16 protein-coding genes are annotated in these 15,589 nt (G+C 36.6%); 11 read left to right on the forward strand and 5 right to left on the reverse strand.

All coding sequences use genetic code 11. The annotated features are described in order from the left end of the window. Positions 1 to 17 precede the first annotated feature (17 nt). Positions 18 to 1,691 carry a long-chain fatty acid--CoA ligase gene (locus tag ACFSUL_RS03265; RefSeq protein WP_377932667.1) on the forward strand — a complete coding sequence of 558 codons (1,674 nt, stop codon included), beginning with the start codon at positions 18 to 20 and terminating at the stop codon, positions 1,689 to 1,691. Continuing rightward, positions 1,691 to 2,692, forward strand: coding sequence for a phosphotriesterase family protein (locus ACFSUL_RS03270; protein ID WP_377932669.1), 1,002 nt, complete (start codon positions 1,691 to 1,693; stop codon positions 2,690 to 2,692). Before ACFSUL_RS03265 ends, ACFSUL_RS03270 begins: the two co-directional genes overlap by 1 nt. A gap of 130 nt (positions 2,693 to 2,822) precedes the next feature. Here ACFSUL_RS03270 and ACFSUL_RS03275 read toward each other — a convergent pair whose 3' ends face one another. Beyond that, complete coding sequence (locus ACFSUL_RS03275) at positions 2,823 to 3,272, reverse strand: hypothetical protein (protein WP_377932671.1); 450 nt, start codon at positions 3,270 to 3,272, stop codon at positions 2,823 to 2,825. An 815-nt stretch (positions 3,273 to 4,087) separates the two neighbouring features. Here ACFSUL_RS03275 and ACFSUL_RS03280 point away from each other — a divergent pair. Both ACFSUL_RS03280 and ACFSUL_RS03285 read left to right on the forward strand, forming a co-directional pair. Beyond that, the gene (locus ACFSUL_RS03280) at positions 4,088 to 5,719 is read left to right on the forward strand and encodes a long-chain-fatty-acid--CoA ligase (RefSeq protein ID WP_377932673.1); all 1,632 of its coding nucleotides are present in this window, start codon (positions 4,088 to 4,090) and stop codon (positions 5,717 to 5,719) included. 23 nt (positions 5,720 to 5,742) lie between these two features. Beyond that, positions 5,743 to 6,522 carry an SDR family oxidoreductase gene (locus ACFSUL_RS03285; protein ID WP_377932675.1) on the forward strand — a complete coding sequence of 260 codons (780 nt, stop codon included), beginning with the start codon at positions 5,743 to 5,745 and terminating at the stop codon, positions 6,520 to 6,522. Positions 6,523 to 6,550: 28 nt separating this feature from the next. Here the strand turns inward: ACFSUL_RS03285 and ACFSUL_RS03290 are convergent, their stop codons facing one another. Next, complete coding sequence (locus tag ACFSUL_RS03290; RefSeq protein ID WP_377932677.1) at positions 6,551 to 7,366, reverse strand: alpha/beta fold hydrolase; 816 nt, start codon at positions 7,364 to 7,366, stop codon at positions 6,551 to 6,553. A 164-nt stretch (positions 7,367 to 7,530) separates the two neighbouring features. Between ACFSUL_RS03290 and ACFSUL_RS03295 the strand changes: the two genes are divergently transcribed. The 4 genes from ACFSUL_RS03295 to ACFSUL_RS03310 are packed head-to-tail and all read left to right on the forward strand — an operon-like array spanning position 7,531 to position 10,285. Beyond that, the gene (locus ACFSUL_RS03295) at positions 7,531 to 7,965 is read left to right on the forward strand and encodes a hypothetical protein (protein WP_377932679.1); all 435 of its coding nucleotides are present in this window, start codon (positions 7,531 to 7,533) and stop codon (positions 7,963 to 7,965) included. 34 nt (positions 7,966 to 7,999) lie between these two features. Beyond that, positions 8,000 to 8,581: a hypothetical protein gene (locus ACFSUL_RS03300; protein ID WP_377932681.1), complete on the forward strand. Its 582-nt coding sequence runs from the start codon at positions 8,000 to 8,002 to the stop codon at positions 8,579 to 8,581. 23 nt (positions 8,582 to 8,604) lie between these two features. Next, positions 8,605 to 9,192, forward strand: a complete 588-nt coding sequence (locus ACFSUL_RS03305; protein ID WP_377932683.1) for a polyhydroxyalkanoate biosynthesis repressor PhaR — start codon at positions 8,605 to 8,607, stop codon at positions 9,190 to 9,192. Between the two features lie 22 nt (positions 9,193 to 9,214). Next, positions 9,215 to 10,285 carry an alpha/beta fold hydrolase gene (locus ACFSUL_RS03310; protein WP_377932685.1) on the forward strand — a complete coding sequence of 357 codons (1,071 nt, stop codon included), beginning with the start codon at positions 9,215 to 9,217 and terminating at the stop codon, positions 10,283 to 10,285. 76 nt (positions 10,286 to 10,361) lie between these two features. On the opposite strand, the gene ACFSUL_RS03315 is transcribed toward ACFSUL_RS03310, so the two are convergent. Continuing rightward, on the reverse strand, positions 10,362 to 11,150 hold the full coding sequence (locus ACFSUL_RS03315; RefSeq protein ID WP_377932687.1) for an alpha/beta fold hydrolase: 789 nt from the start codon (positions 11,148 to 11,150) through the stop codon (positions 10,362 to 10,364). Positions 11,151 to 11,312: 162 nt separating this feature from the next. Here ACFSUL_RS03315 and phaQ point away from each other — a divergent pair, with 162 nt between their 5' ends. Continuing rightward, entirely contained in the window at positions 11,313 to 11,768 is a 456-nt protein-coding gene (phaQ, locus tag ACFSUL_RS03320; protein WP_084778448.1) for a poly-beta-hydroxybutyrate-responsive repressor, read from the forward strand. Beyond that, a complete protein-coding gene (locus ACFSUL_RS03325) occupies positions 11,734 to 12,297 on the forward strand; it encodes a hypothetical protein (RefSeq protein ID WP_377932689.1) in 564 nt (187 codons plus the stop codon). Before phaQ ends, ACFSUL_RS03325 begins: the two co-directional genes overlap by 35 nt. Positions 12,298 to 12,505: 208 nt before the next feature. On the opposite strand, the gene ACFSUL_RS03330 is transcribed toward ACFSUL_RS03325, so the two are convergent. After that, entirely contained in the window at positions 12,506 to 12,718 is a 213-nt protein-coding gene (locus ACFSUL_RS03330; protein ID WP_377932691.1) for a hypothetical protein, read from the reverse strand. A 456-nt stretch (positions 12,719 to 13,174) separates the two neighbouring features. Between ACFSUL_RS03330 and ACFSUL_RS03335 the strand changes: the two genes are divergently transcribed. Next, positions 13,175 to 13,630 carry a CBS domain-containing protein gene (locus ACFSUL_RS03335; protein ID WP_377932693.1) on the forward strand — a complete coding sequence of 152 codons (456 nt, stop codon included), beginning with the start codon at positions 13,175 to 13,177 and terminating at the stop codon, positions 13,628 to 13,630. Positions 13,631 to 13,891: 261 nt separating this feature from the next. Here the strand turns inward: ACFSUL_RS03335 and ACFSUL_RS03340 are convergent, their stop codons facing one another. Then, positions 13,892 to 15,439 carry an acyl-CoA carboxylase subunit beta gene (locus tag ACFSUL_RS03340; protein ID WP_377932696.1) on the reverse strand — a complete coding sequence of 516 codons (1,548 nt, stop codon included), beginning with the start codon at positions 15,437 to 15,439 and terminating at the stop codon, positions 13,892 to 13,894. Positions 15,440 to 15,589 lie beyond the last annotated feature (150 nt).

The raw sequence follows: 15,589 nt of genomic DNA on the forward strand, positions 1-15,589 counted from the left end.
TTTTGAGAGGATGATCTTTGTTGACCAACCATTTTAAATTTTATCCAAAACGTGTTCCGAATTCGTTAACGGTACCGGAAACAACTCTTGTGGACAACCTCGAGATTTCAGCTCGTCGTTTTCCGAATAAGACAGCGATTAACTACTACGGTACAAAAATGAGTTACAAAGAAGTTTTTGATGAAGTAGTAGCTTTAGCAGGTTATTTACAAGAAATCGATGTTTCTAAAGGCGATTACGTCCTGTTATATATGCAGAATTCTCCACAATGGATTATTTCCTTCTATGCCATTGCCCGTGCAAATGCAGTTGTTGTTCCAATCAATCCAATGAATACAAGCGAAGAATTATCCTTTTACATTAAAGACTGTGACATAAAAGTGGCATTAGTTTCTCAAGAGCTATATGAAAAAGTTAACCCGCTAATGGAGAAGACTTCCCTTGAACAAGTTGTCGTTGCAGCTTACTCCGATTACGTTGATCTAGACACTGAATTAACCCTTCCAACAGAAGTATGCACACCACGCCAAACGATCACAAGACCTAATCTTACACTTTGGACTGAAGCACTTTCTGCAGGTTACAATCCAAAGGAAATAACAGCTACTGCTGATGATTTAGTTGTTATGCCGTATACATCTGGAACAACTGGATTGCCAAAGGGATGCATGCATACACATAAAAATGTACAAGCAAATGTGATTACTGTAACTTTCTGGCAAACGGTCACCAGTGATTCTATCCATCTATTAACCTTGCCATTGTTCCATGTTACTGGAATGCTTCATAGCTTACATGGTCCACTAGCCGCAGGGTGTGAAATTGTTGTTATGACAAGATGGGATAGAGAAGTCGCACTGAAATTGATAGAAAAGAATAAAGTAACACACTGGACTAATATAAGCACGATGTTAATTGATTTTCTAGCAAACGCTAACCTTAACAAAGAAATGATTAATACTTTAGAAATTATTGGCGGAGGGGGTGCCCCGTTACCTGAAGCTGTCGGCGAAAAGTTATATGAATTGACAGGTTTACGGTATGCAGAAGGGTATGGATTGTCTGAAACGATTTCTCATACCCATTTTAATCCACCAGATCGTCCGAAAATGCAATGCCTTGGTATCCCCTCTCCAAATACAGAATCAAAAATTATTGATCCAAAGACATTGAAAGAACTAGGGCCTGGTGAAGAAGGAGAAATCGTTGTTAACGGTCCTCAAATTTTTCAAGGATACTATAATCGCCCAGATGAAAATAAAAGCGTTTTTATTGAAATTGATGGCAAACGATTCTTTAGAACAGGTGATATAGCAAAGTATGATGAGGAAGGCTATTATTTTATTGTTGACCGTATCAAACGGATGATTAACGCTTCTGGTTTTAAAGTTTGGCCAACAGAAGTCGAGTCGATGTTGTATAAGCATCCAGCAATTCAACAGGCATGTGTTGTCGGTGTACCAGACCCAAAAAGAGGAGAAACAGTAAAGGCATTCGTAATTCTCCAAGAGAAAGACAAAGGGAAAGTGTCGGAAGAAGAGATTATTGAATGGTCTAAAAGGCAAATGTCTGCATACAAATACCCAAGAATTGTTGAATTTAGGGAACAACTTCCAACGACAAGCAGTGGAAAGCTTTTATGGCGTCAACTTCAAGAGGAGGAAAAAAAGAAAGGCAAGGTGGCGCGATAATGGGGGGAGAAGTAGAAACAGTAAGAGGAACAATATCTATTAATCAACTAGGGAAAACACTGATTCATGAGCATTTTGTATTTGGATATCCTGGGTTCAGTGGTGATTATACGTTAGGTGCATTTAATTATAACAAAGCACTTGATAAGGGAGTACAGATCGCAAGAAACATCCTTTCACAAGGTGTTAAAACAGTACTTGATCCAACGCCGAATGAATGTGGAAGAAATGTAGGGTTTTTGAGAGATATATCAGAAAGGACAGGTCTTCAAATTATTTGTGGAACAGGTTATTACTATGAAGGAGAAGGAGCAACACCCTATTTCAAATTCCGACAAGGACTCGGTTCTGCTGAAGAAGAAATTTATGAAATGTTTATAACAGAAATCACGGAGGGAATTGAAGGGACAGGGATTAAACCAGGTTTTATAAAACTAGCATCAAGTAAAGATGTTATTACAGACTATGAAAAAATGTTTTTTAGAGCTGCAGCTAAAGCTCATAAAGAAACAGGAATCACGATTTTGACCCATACGCAAGAAGGTACGATGGGACCTGAACAAGCGGAATTATTAATAGAACTTGGTGTCAATCCAAATTGCATCGTTATTGGGCATATGTGTGGAAACACAGATATATCTTATCATGTACGAACTCTTGAAAAAGGGGTCAGAATTGCGTTTGATCGTTTTGGGATTCAAGGATCAGTTGGCGCTCCGATGGATCAACAAAGAATTGCGACACTTCTTGAATTATTGAAGTTAGGATACGAGGACAAAATTTTCCTTGCCCATGATACCGTTAACATCTGGTTAGGAAGGGAACCCAAAATGCCTGTGCAGGTTCAGGAGTTAATGAAAAACTGGCATCCAGAACATCTTTTCCAAAACATTATTCCAGAACTTAAACAGTCAGGGGTAAATGATGACCAATTGGAAACAATCCTTGTTGAAAATGTAAAAGCATTATTTTCAAAACAGGGTTCTGTAGCGACTAACTAAGAGGTTGTACTGCTATCTTGATTAGGAAACCTTCCATAAATAGAAGAAAGAAAACGCGGAATTTTCATCCGAACTGATGAAAATTCCGCGTTTTTTCTATTGTTTCTTGAATTTATGTTTTCAAGGTTAACTACTTACAATATTTAATATTATTTGTTAAGACGCTTGGACCCAATTTTTTTGTCTTCGTGTTAGAAGGACGAACCTGAACAGTTACATTCTGCATTTCTGCTGTAATGGAATCAATTTTTCCAGCTGACGTGACACCATTTTCTCGAGGAGTAGGATGAAGCTTAAAACGCCAACTAATTACATCGGGGATAAATGCAAAGCCTTCATAACTATCGTACTCTCCAAAAGAGGATGGTTCAGGAAGGTGTACAGAAAGAATACTAATATTTGTTCGTGCAAAGCTCGGTGTTAATTTTACTTTGTAGACTAGTGCTACACCTTTAGCATTTGTATGGTTTTTGTCAACTGGTTCCAATATCAAACTACAAGGCATTGAAATTGCACTTGTTTGAGAAGGACACATGCCAATAATAGACATAAGAAATAATACAAAAACAAACTTTTTCATTAAGCATCCCCCTGTTTCTTTTGGCTAATTTACCCGAAAATCTTATGGATTATAACTAGATAACATTGAGGTATATATAAAGTTTCCAGAATTAGAAGATGTATGTAGTAATACTTTAATAATGCATTCAGGAAATTCTCCTTCAATATGGATATAGTAATACATAGCCCTGTTGCAACGTCTTATCAAGACAAGTTGAAATTCCTTTGAAAAGTTCGTCAGTATGTAAAAAATTACTTCTATAATAAGAAGTTAGATATTGAAACTAGCCCATAAACTAGCCCATAAACTAGCCCTAATATTATTACCCTATAGCAATATAACGGATTGAATATACGTAGAATTTTAAGTTTTGTATGAAATATGTAAAAATTTTGTATAATCATCGAAGAATTTCTGTATTAGTAGAAACGTACATCAAAAAAGAAGTGCATTTTCATCCATTCGATTCTTCCCGATAGTTGAGGTTACGCTTTTCCTCACTTCAAAGGTTTCTTATTATCCCCAGTTTGAATACATTTAGAAGTGAAAATGCTTACATTTCTTTTTACAATATACGACATACTTCGAAAAAATATAAAATGTACAAAAGTTTAAAATTCAAAGAAGGAAGGCACTCCTCATGCTAACGTTTTCAATAATCAAACAGTTATTGTAAATATGGTTGATTTATGTCGAATTTTAATTATTTACAGAAAACATAGATTAAAGAATAATATAAATTATACCAATATTATGAAAAATAAACACTTCTTCAATGAATGGGGGGGGAGACAGATAAGAGGAAGTGAAATTTATTCAAGGGGGAACGATTGTTGGGACATATAGAAAAGCCATGGTTGAAATTTTATGATGAAAAAATTAGTGAGTTTGCAAATTTTGAAAATATCTCATTACATGAAATGTTTACAAAAGCGGTTGAACGCTTCTCCAATAACACGGCAATTACACTTTATAATCAGACATGGACATACCAAGAAGTTTCAAACATCGTTGAAAAGTTTGCAGCATCATTACATACATTAGGGTTTGAAAAAGGAGATCGACTCTCGATCATGCTACCGAACTCACCCCACTATATTTTTTCTTTATTCACTGCATTTCGTTTAGGTGGGATTGGAGTCCAGGTTAATCCGATGTACGTTGGACCTGAGATTAAACATGTATTGAACGACTCTGAATCAAGATTTATGGTTGTTTATGAAGATATGTATTCAAGGGTAAAAGAAGTGCAAGAGCAAACCTCCCTTAAAAACATTATTGTCGTCGGTTTTGGAGATAAAAAAGTAGAGCTTGCTGAAGGGGATTTCTACTTTAATGATTTTGTTAAAAAGACTGTTGAATCAGCACCTAAAGTAACAGTTAACCCGAGCGAAGACGTTGCTGTTTTACAATATACCGGTGGTACAACAGGAGTCTCTAAAGGCGTCATGTTAACGCATAGAAACTTAATGGCAGACATTGAGCAAGTAAATGATTTTATGTTTAGAGCAATTGATGTGCCTTCAAATGCAAAAGTCATGGCCATTCTCCCAATGTTTCATATTTATGGACTAACTTGTAACGTTTTTCTTGGTTTACACGTAGGGTGTAACCTATTAGTCCTTCCACGTTTTGTCGTGCAAGAGGTTGCTGAAGTAGTTAAACGTGAACAACCGTTTCAATTTTCGGCAGTACCAACGATGTTTGTTGCGCTAAACAGTCTCCCAGATTTAGAGGAATATGGTTTCGATAAAGTGAGTCATTTTAACAGTGGTGGGGCCGCTATGCCAATAGAACAGCTTCATTTGTTTGAATCACGAACAGGTTGTAACTTATGTGAAGGTTATGGATTATCAGAAGCGTCACCTACGACGCATTTCAATCCAACATACCTCACACGTAAAGTTGGCAGTATCGGTATACCAGTACCAGGCCTTGAATCAAAAATAGTAGTGGAGTCAGAACAAGAGTATGTTGAAGTTCCAGTAGGGGAAGTTGGAGAACTAGTTGTTCGTGGTCCACAGGTGATGAAAGGTTATTGGAAGCGTCCCGAAGAAACCGAACTCGTGCTAAAAGATGGGTGGCTTCACACAGGGGATATGGCTCGGATGGATGAGGATGGTTATTTCTACATTGTTGATCGTAAGAAAGACATGATTATTGCTAGTGGATATAATGTCTATCCACGTGAGGTTGAAGAAATACTTTACCAACATGAGGCAGTACAAGAAGTAATCGTTGTTGGTGTCCCAGACCCGTATAGAGGAGAAACAGTGAAAGCGTTTCTTAAGCTAAAAGAAGGATCCATCGCGACAGAAGAAGAAATTATTCATTACTCCAAACAATTTTTAGCTCCTTATAAGGTGCCTAAGATAGTGGAGTTTCGAGATGAACTACCAAAATCTGCAGTGGGTAAATTATTGAGAAGAAAACTTCGTGATGAGGAATTGGAATTAAGTAAATAAAAAAAGACATGGGGGGAATTTTTATGGATATCAAAAGCTTATACAATATTGAAGGGAAAACAGCAATCGTTACAGGAGGCGGACGTGGACTAGGAGAACAAATTGCCGTTGCATTTGCAGAAGCAGGAGCCAATGTTGTTGTTTGTTCTAGAAAATTAGAAGCTTGCCAAGAAGTTAGTGAAAAACTTGCGAAATATGGAGTTCGTTCTCTTGCGTTACAATGTGATGTTTCTAATTCAGATGAAATTGAACGGGTTGTTCAGACAACGAAGGAAGAGTTCGGAACAATTGATATTTTGGTAAATAATAGTGGAGCATCCTGGGGAGCACCAGCGTTAGAAATGGAAGCGGATAAATGGGATAAAGTTATGAATATCAACGTCAAAGCAGTATTCCAATTTTCGCAAGCAGTCGGTAAAGTAATGATGGAGCAGCAGTCAGGAAAAATCATTAACATCGCTTCTGTAGCAGGATTCGGTGGTCAGAAAGCTGAGGTAATGGATGCCATTGGTTACACAACAAGTAAGGGAGCAGTAATTGCGTTTACAAAGGATTTAGCAGTAAAATTAGCACCGCATAATATTCATGTTAATGCGATTGCGCCAGGATTTTTCCCAACAAAAATGGCAAAAGGTGTATTAGATTATGCCGGAGAAAAAATCCTTGACGGAACACCAGCTGGTCGTTTTGGATCCGACTTTGACATGAAAGGCCCTGCATTATTTTTGGCTTCGAAGGCGTCGGACTATGTTTACGGACATGTACTGTTAGTGGACGGTGGATCAAACGCAGCGGCTATTTAATAGGTACTTATAAATAAAAAAACCGAGATTAATCCTCGGCATTTGACAGGTTATCTGAGAGAAATTGAAGAACTTTCTCATTTGTTGCGTCAATAGATTCTGTAATGTAAATGTGGCCCGCTCCAGAAACGGTGTGTAGCTCAGCTCCTTGAATGCGTTCGGCAAGTAATTTGCCATTTTCGTATGGAACTAGTCGGTCTGCATCACCGTGAATGACAAGCGTTGGAACTTTAATCTTATCAAGATCCTGAACAGTATCATGGGCTAAACAAGCTTGAAGTTGTAGCATATAGCCGTGTGGTGGTGTTTCAATTTCAATTCGTTTTTCGATATCTTCCTTTATTAAGTCTGAATGTTGTTCAATAAATTCTTTACTGTAAAGAATCGGTGTAGCTGCCCACGCACTTTCTTCAGGTGATAAAGATGTGCGGGAAAGCATTAACGAATTGACTTCTTCTGAGGGCTGAGTATGGGTAGCTCCTCCAGCGGTTGTACAACCTAGAACAAGAGAACGAACCCGATCTGGATAGAGTATAGATAATCTTTGGGCAATCATTCCACCCATGGAAATCCCATATACATGGGCAGATTCAATGGACGCAGCATCAAGAACGACTTTTGCATCTTCCGCCATCATTTCAATAGAATAGGGTTGATTTGGCTTACTACTTTTACCAACACCACGATTATCAAAAACAATGACTTTAAAATGTTGAGCTAATGCTGGTAATGTCCGGTGCCAGGATAAAGAATTATTCCCGAGTCCCATAATAAGCAGTAATGGCTCACCTTGTCCGTGTACTTCATAATAAAGATTTACATTATGATGATCTACAAATGGCATGGAAAAACCTCACTTTAAGAAAGTTTATATTCTAATCTATGATTATCGTAAAATAATAAGAACAATAATTTATATTATTCACTAAAATCTGAATTGACTAAAATATTTTTCTGTTTTATTATTGATAGAACATACCTACTGGTTAGTATAGTAAGGAGCTTGAAATGCCGTGTAAGGACAACGAGAGTTATCATGCGTATAAAAAATGGGAAGAAGAGTGGAATGAATACCTAAGAGGCTTAGCAAACTGTCATCGATTCGTTGTGTTGGTAGAAGAAGTGCTAGATATTCATCTTGAACGGGTCCAAAATATGAGAGTGATTGGTCAAAAATGGTTAAACCAAATGGAATACCCAAATAAGGATGAGGTAGCTCATATCGCGAAGAGGACTATCGTTCAGGAAGACAAGCTTGATCATCTAGATGATTTAGTTTATATGATTGGTAAAAATTGGAGTTTAACAATGAAATCCATTACTACTCTTAAAGGGGTAATGGACGAGATGAGACTAGTCCTAGAAGAACAGTTGAAAAATAAGAAGACCGGATTGGATCAATTAAAAGAAGAATTGGACGAAGTAAAGTCACTTTTTTTGTAGATGGCTTCTTTTTATAAAAATGGGGGAAATGATCATGACAGTAAAAAATGAAAATGAAAAAAATGTTTCAAGTTTGGACCTTTTATGGAATCAAGCATTTCAAGAAGTTGATGCTTGGATGGAAAGGGCAAACTATCGGGAAGAGGTTATTGTTCAATCAGCAAAACAATTAGCAGAGAATGTGAAACGAAGTCAAAAAAATAGAAAAGAGCTTACAGAGCAGTTTTCTAAAGAACTTGGTGAGTGGGAACAAAAGTCAAGAGAAGAGCTTCTATCAGCAACAACAGGGCTTCAATACTTATTTCCATTGAAATCGTATGAAGAAATTAATAAGCAACTAGACCAAGTTAAAAGCAAAACAGAAGAATTAACAGCAATCCCTTTCCGCAATCTAGCAAGCGGAGAAAATGTCGACAGTTTTGTCGACGCATTTACAAAATACATTGAGTTTATTCAGAAAAATAGAAATCAGTATGTTGTAAATGTGAAAGAAACAGCCTCCATTATCCAAAATAATCAACGAGCATTTATGAAAGTTATGACAAATCAAGTAAAAAATATGTTCTTTCCGTTCCATAAATACATGGAACGTTCAAACGAACTAACAAAGTCATAATCAAAGAATGAGGGGGACTACTAATGTCAAGAAATAAAACATATGATCCGTATGATACGTTTAAGAAATATAGTGACCAGTGGGAAAAACAGATAAATGATATGATTCATTTATGGACAAATAATCGAGAATTTGTACAATTTTCAAGAATGAATTCTGATGCGCATGCACGTTTTTTAGAAATGCTTAGAAAGAACCAAGAATTGTTAGCAAGTCAGTTAAACTTTCCAACGAAAAGCGATGTAGCTAATATTGCAAAATTATCACTGCAAACAGAAGAAAAGATTGATTCATTAGAGGAACAGATTTGGAAATTACAAGATTCTGTTGATTCTTCTAATAAAGAAATTGAAAGTATTGTAGATGTTTCTAGTGACATTATTAAGCTTACGAAACGGCTTAAAACGGAACTTACAAAGACGAAAAAAGAATTAGCTGAAACAAAAGAGATGAGATCTGAACTACAAGAAGTTAAAGGTGAATTGGCTGATATACATAGTTTAAAAGAGGAAATTGCCATCCTCAAAGAGCTGATGATTACAACTAACGATGTAGAAGCAGAAGAAAAACAAGAGCAACAACGTGAATTAGCTCTTACAAATTCTAAATGATGATGGATGAGGAGGAACAGATTTGGCAACGGATACACTAAACAAAAACCTAATACCCTCTTATGATGTTGAAAAAGAGATGAAACGATGGAATAAATTTTTAAACATTATAAATGAACCTGAACCTAATGTTGACAATACGCCAAGACATGCAGTTTGGAAAAAAAATAAAGCCACATTATGGTACTATCCTGCTGTTGAAAAGAAATACGATGTTCCTTTATTTTTTGTTTACTCCCTATTTAATCGATCTTATATTCTAGATTTAGCACCGGGTTCAAGTGTTATTGAAGAACTAGTAAATAGTGGTTATGATGTTTATTTATTAGACTGGGGGGTTCCTGGTTACGAAGATAAAGAGATTAGTATGGATGACTATATTATCGATTACATCCAAAAAGGAGTTCAGCGTACACTACGACATTCGGGTGCTAGTGAAGTGTCTATTGTCGGATATTGTTTAGGTGGAACGTTAGCATCTATCTATGCTGCAGTTGCAGAGGAACCAATTAAGAATCTAATTGTTGCGACAGTTCCAATCGATTTTAGTACGTCACCTCTCCCAGATAAATGGGCGAAAGGATTAAAAAATGGTGAATTCAATATCGACCGTTTTATAGATGTTTATGGTCTAATTCCTGGTCCGTATGTGGAAGGTATGTTTAGATCGATGTCTCCAGTCTATTATAGTCCGTATGTAACGCTGTTAAACCGTGCATATGACAAACGTTTTGTTGATAAATGGCGCCGTATGAACAAATGGACTAAAGACCATGTACCATTTACGGGTAAAGCATTCCGACAATTAAATAATGACTTATTTAAAGAAAATAAGCTTGTTAAAGGAGAGCTTACAATTCGTGGTAAGAAGGTAGATTTAGGAAAAGTTGAGGCAAACCTTTTGGTGATTAGTTCAAGTAATGATCATCTTGTACCAGAGGAACAAAGCTTGCCACTAATGGACTTAGTATCGAGTGAAGACAAAACGTATCAGCTTGTAGAAGCAGGGCATGTTAGTTTAGCATTAACAGGTAAGTTTGCTGGTTTAGTAGATAAGTGGATATCCGAGCGCTCAGGTGAAAAGATAAAGTAGTAGTTAGTTAACTGTCATAGTTTACATCGTACATCATACAATAAAATGGAAGGGGGAAGGACAAGCTCCTTCCACCCTATCCTGCACTTGGTGTCACTTTATGTTTATTTAAAAAGCGGCGTAACGTTTGGTTGAACTCTTCGGTAGCTTCTAATTTCGCAATGTGGCCGGATTTCTTAAAAATTACTAAATCAGATTGAGGGATTTGTTCATGCATGAGGATTTGGATCCAAACAGGGATGACGGAGTCGTATTGGCAGCCAACGACGAGTGTTGGAACTTTTATGGTTGGTAACAATGAACGATTATCAACCTCCATACACGCTTTCATTGATTTTAAATAACCTTTTCTATTTGGTTTGTAAAATTTGAAAAACTCCTCAACATTTTCTTTTTTCCAAGAGTAAAGACACGTTCTTGCAGCCATTATATTTTGCTGGCGAGGAGATAACATAAGAGATCGTGCTTTCCGAATTTTAAACACCATTTTTCTTAATTGCTTTGGGGCATAATGGAACGTGCTAATTAAACTTAATGATAGACATTTCTCAGGAGCTTGACGATAAATTTCTTGAGCTACAGCACCACCCATCGAGAGTCCACATATGTGAGCGCTTTCAATATTTAGATCTTCAAGTAGGGATAAGACGTCACTCGCAAAATTTTCAATTGTGATGCCTTCCAGCGTCTGGTTATCACCATGTCCCCTTAAGTCTGGAATAATTAGGTCATATTGATCCGCTAATTCAAATTGTTTCGTCCAGCCTTCTTTTACTTCTCCTAATCCGTGAATAAGGACTAGCGGCTCACCGTCACCCATACGTAAATAGGGCATCATTGTATCGTAACTTTTTAATTCTTCCACATGTATTTCCTCCTTCAACTATTTGGTTGTCTTTATCGCCAAATTTCATAAAAAATAAACATTTTCAACAGTTTCTGTTGTTTTATATATATGCAGTGTTGACACAATATAACTTATATGTGTAAAATACATATATAGAAAATGATTATCGAGGTGAAAAAAGTGGCAAATGACAACAAAGATCAAACTTTAACTCCAACAAAAAATTTTATTAAGCCATTTATTTTATTACTTCTCAGCAAAATGTCCTTACATGGCTATGAGATGATTCAAAAGTTGCAAGCATTTGGATTAAGAACAATTGATCAGGGAAATCTATATCGTTTATTGCGAAAACTAGAACAAGAAAATTTAGTGTCTTCTGAATGGGATATTACAGGAAGTGGTCCCGCCAAAAGGAAATATTCAATTACCGAGACAGGAATCACCTACTTACAAGGATATGCAAATCAATTAGAAAGTTACCAATCAATGTTAGACCAATTTTTTAACATGTATTCAAGTTTTCTTGAGCTCTACATCCCTTCTTTTCAAAAGAAGGATTCTATAGAGAAATCTAGTAACAATAAGGGGAGGAATAAACATGACTCAAAAGAAGAGCGAACAAAAGAAGAATGAACAAAAGGAACAAGAATATTTATCAGATTCTATTGTAAATACAATATGGAATCAATATGAGGGTGCACTACAAAGATCTCGTAAGCTTCGTGAAAGTCGTTATGAAGCTTACATAAAAGCACTTCAGGAATCAACAAAATTTAGTTCTGAATATCGCAACACTCTTAAAACATTTTATGAAGAAACAAAAAAGACAAACGCAGATGTGATAAATCAAATCCAACCCAAGAATTCTGAAGAAAAGTTTCTAGAAAAAAGGCAAGAACTACGCGATCAATGGAAAAACGTTGGAAACCAGTGGGAAAGCCTCTTCCTAACACCAATTAAATCATCCTTTGATGTGGCAGAAAAACTAGAGAAAAGAGCGATTGAAAATAGTAAGACCTATCTTGAAAACTTAAAGAAAAGCAGCAAAGAACGCTCCGCTGCATCGGATGAATATATAAAATTAGCTAGAGACACGCATCAAAAATTTGTGCGTCGTGTTGAGGACAGTGTAAAGGTTTTGGTGAGTGTAGGAGATAAATAAAGAATGATGATTAATTAAATAGATGATATTAGAGCTTGTAGATGGAATTGGTTGTTGATGCCGATACGTTTATAAGCTTTTTTTTTACTAGATATGATGTAGGGATTAGGTTTCATTTGATAGGTAATCTATGAAATGATGAAGGAGGGAAGAACGAATGAAAATATCCGGAAATTCTTGGATACTTATGTCTGTCTAGTTACAGTCTTTAGGGGGGATCTTTAAAGAAAAATATTGAGGGGAAAAGGCAATCCACTTTTCTGTGAGTTAAGAATGTTGTTAAATAGTTAAATAAGCGTTTGAGTAAATTTTGTTTAAACTTTCCGAATGCTTGTCGTTCTTCATCAGACCAGTTCTTCAGAAGTTCTGTAATTTTAACCATTCGAGCTTGTTTATAGTCGGTTAATTCTTGTTTCTTCACATTCGTCACCTGAAGGAAGTGCGCTCGCTTATCAGATGAGTCAGGCATTTTATATACATATTTCTTTTTATCTAGGGGGTGCTTATCTGCTTACAGTCAAAATATTAAGTTGAAATTCATCCGCTAGTCCCTTTACAACAGCATATCTATAAGAGTCTATTTGGTGCAGGAAAAGGTAGGAAGATTAATCAAGGTTGGCGAATTTTTTATCGGTTGTAATTGGTGTAATCCGATGAATTAGGGTGGCCAGTTCAAACTCGATGGTTCTTAGCGAATAGTCATCCATGTTTTTCTACCTTATTTTTATGCTCATATGATAGCATCATTGCAATTGCTTTGTGTTCAGTCAACTATACACTTCATTGACATTGCGCTAATTACTTGTATAATACAATAATGCAATTTTACTATATACTTTATTGAATAGAAAAGTAAATTCATGGTAGGAGGCTGAAAATGCAAGCTCATGAAATCATGATTAATCAAGTACATAAAGTGAAGGAAACTGACACGGTACGAACAGTCATCGAAAAATTTATTGAACATCGTATCAGCGGCCTTCCGGTAGTAAACGATAGAAACGAGATTATTGCTTATGTGAGTGATGGAGATATTATGCGATATATCGGTAAGCATGAGAATCTAGTCGTGAATTCTTTTTCCTATGCTTTCGTGGTGAACGGAGACGATGAAGAATTTGAGGAAAGAAAAAAACGACTGATGAATATAAATGTTCTAGACATTGCTAAAAAAAATGTTTTTAAAGTTTCTTGGGATGAGGACATAGAGAATATTGCTGCTTTTTTAGGAAAAAAACAAATTAAGAAACTACCAGTTGAGAGAAACGGAGTATTATTTGGAATCATTAGTCGTGGGGATGTTATTAGACATTCATTCAAATCCATATTGTAATAGATTGTCATTTCCTATTAAATAATCCTGCATTTTCTAACCATAAGAATATTTTTTGAAACGGGAAATAGTTTCTCGGAGAACGGAATAGTTACAGTTTTATTTGCGAAAGGAACTTGTTATTAATAATTATTACTATTAAGGTTTTAATATATTAGGGTGGTTCATCATTGCTATAATGGATGAGCCACCCACAATATTTTTTAAAAAATCCATTTAAACTGATTACATAGATTAACTAGTGCGATATTTTTCCACCGCTTAAATCCCCGTCGGCCACGTAGCTAATAGTCTTTCACTTTTCTCTTTTTTTGAAGTTAATAAGAACTCTAACGACTGACTAAGAAATTTTCTCGTGTCCTCGGGTTTAATGATATCATCGATTAAATGTTTGGCCGCTGCTTTGTAAGGTGAACTATCGAAGGACCAGTTTTGTAATAATTGTTGGCGCATTTCTTCAGGGTTTTCTGATTGAGCTATTTGTCGACCGTACACAACGTTAATCCCAACTTCTGGACCAGTAAAATTAATTTCAGCTGTAGGCCAGGCTACGACTAAATCTCCACCCATCCCAGGTCCACACATATTTCCATAAGCTGCCCCGATACTTTTTCTTATTACAATCGATATTTTTGGAACGGTTGCTAAGGCGAGAGCCTGATTCCATACCATGATTTTGGTCGGCATTTTTGCTTTTTCCGCCTCACTGCTGATGCGAAAGCCTGGTGTGTCATGAAGGAAAATCAATGGGATATGGTAGGAGTCACATAAGCAAATAAATTCTGTCGCCTTTTGGCATTCTTGTGGGCCAGCAGCACCTGCAAAATACTTTGGTTGACTCGCAATGATACCAACGACATGCCCATTAATATGTGCAAACAATGTAATAAGACCTTTACCAAATTTTCGTTGATATTCAAATGTTGACCCATCATCAACAATCTGTTCAATAATTCGATTCATATCATAAACACGATTGCTTTGCTCAGGGAGAATAGAGTTTACTTTACTAACAAGGCGATAAGGATCATCAGTCGTTACTTTCATTGCTGGTCTTTCATTAGCATTTTGTGGCATATAGTCGAAGAATGCCTTCTGTGCTTCGATACACTCGTCCTCATTTGCACCATCGTGATCAATTTGACCAGTGTATTTATTATGAATATCCACACCGCCTAGCTCTTCTGGTGTCGTTTTTTGACCATTTGCAAGCTCTAGCATTCTAGGGCCAGCGATAGCCATACAGGTACCTTGAAGCTGAGTGACAAAATCAGATGAGACGGCCATCCATGTTGGGCCACCAAAGCTATCCCCGAGTATTGCGGACATGGTAGGGATTTGTCGATGCTGAGTTAACATTTCTCTTGGAAATAGCTTATCACTGATGCCATCCGACCCCATTCCATCAGGCATACGTAAGCCACCACCCTCATTAAGTAAAAACATTGGTAACCCATTTTTTATTGCAAATTCATGAATCTTTTTTGATTTTCGGATATGAACATTACCCTCTGTTCCTGCTAGTACAGTCTTATCACCTGCTTGGATAACAGCAGGTCTGCCGTTTACTTTTCCTAATCCTGCAATTAATCCATCTCCGTAGCTTGCCTTGTCCACTCCACTTATATCGGAAACATTTAACGCACCTAGTTCTTGAAATGTTCCAGAGTCTACTAATTTAGCAATCCTCTCTCTTGCTGTTAACAAACCTTTTCTATGCTGTTCCTCAATTTTAGCTGGGCCACCGCCAAGTTTAGCTTTTTCTTTCCGTTCTGTAAGTTCATTCGTTAAGCTTTTTAGTGTCTCCATTATGAACTCTCCTTTTTCTAAGGAAAGCAACTCGAACCCTTAGACGAGCTACTTTCCTTTTGGTATCGCTAATTCCCAAAAAAAACTAGAAAGATTGTGGTCTTTTCAATAAAGCTTATCGCTTCTGGCTGGGCCGCTCCCAACTTTACA

It is taken from the genome of Bacillus seohaeanensis (genome assembly GCF_042684945.1).
Classification (GTDB): domain Bacteria; phylum Bacillota; class Bacilli; order Bacillales; family Bacillaceae_B; genus Rossellomorea; species Rossellomorea seohaeanensis.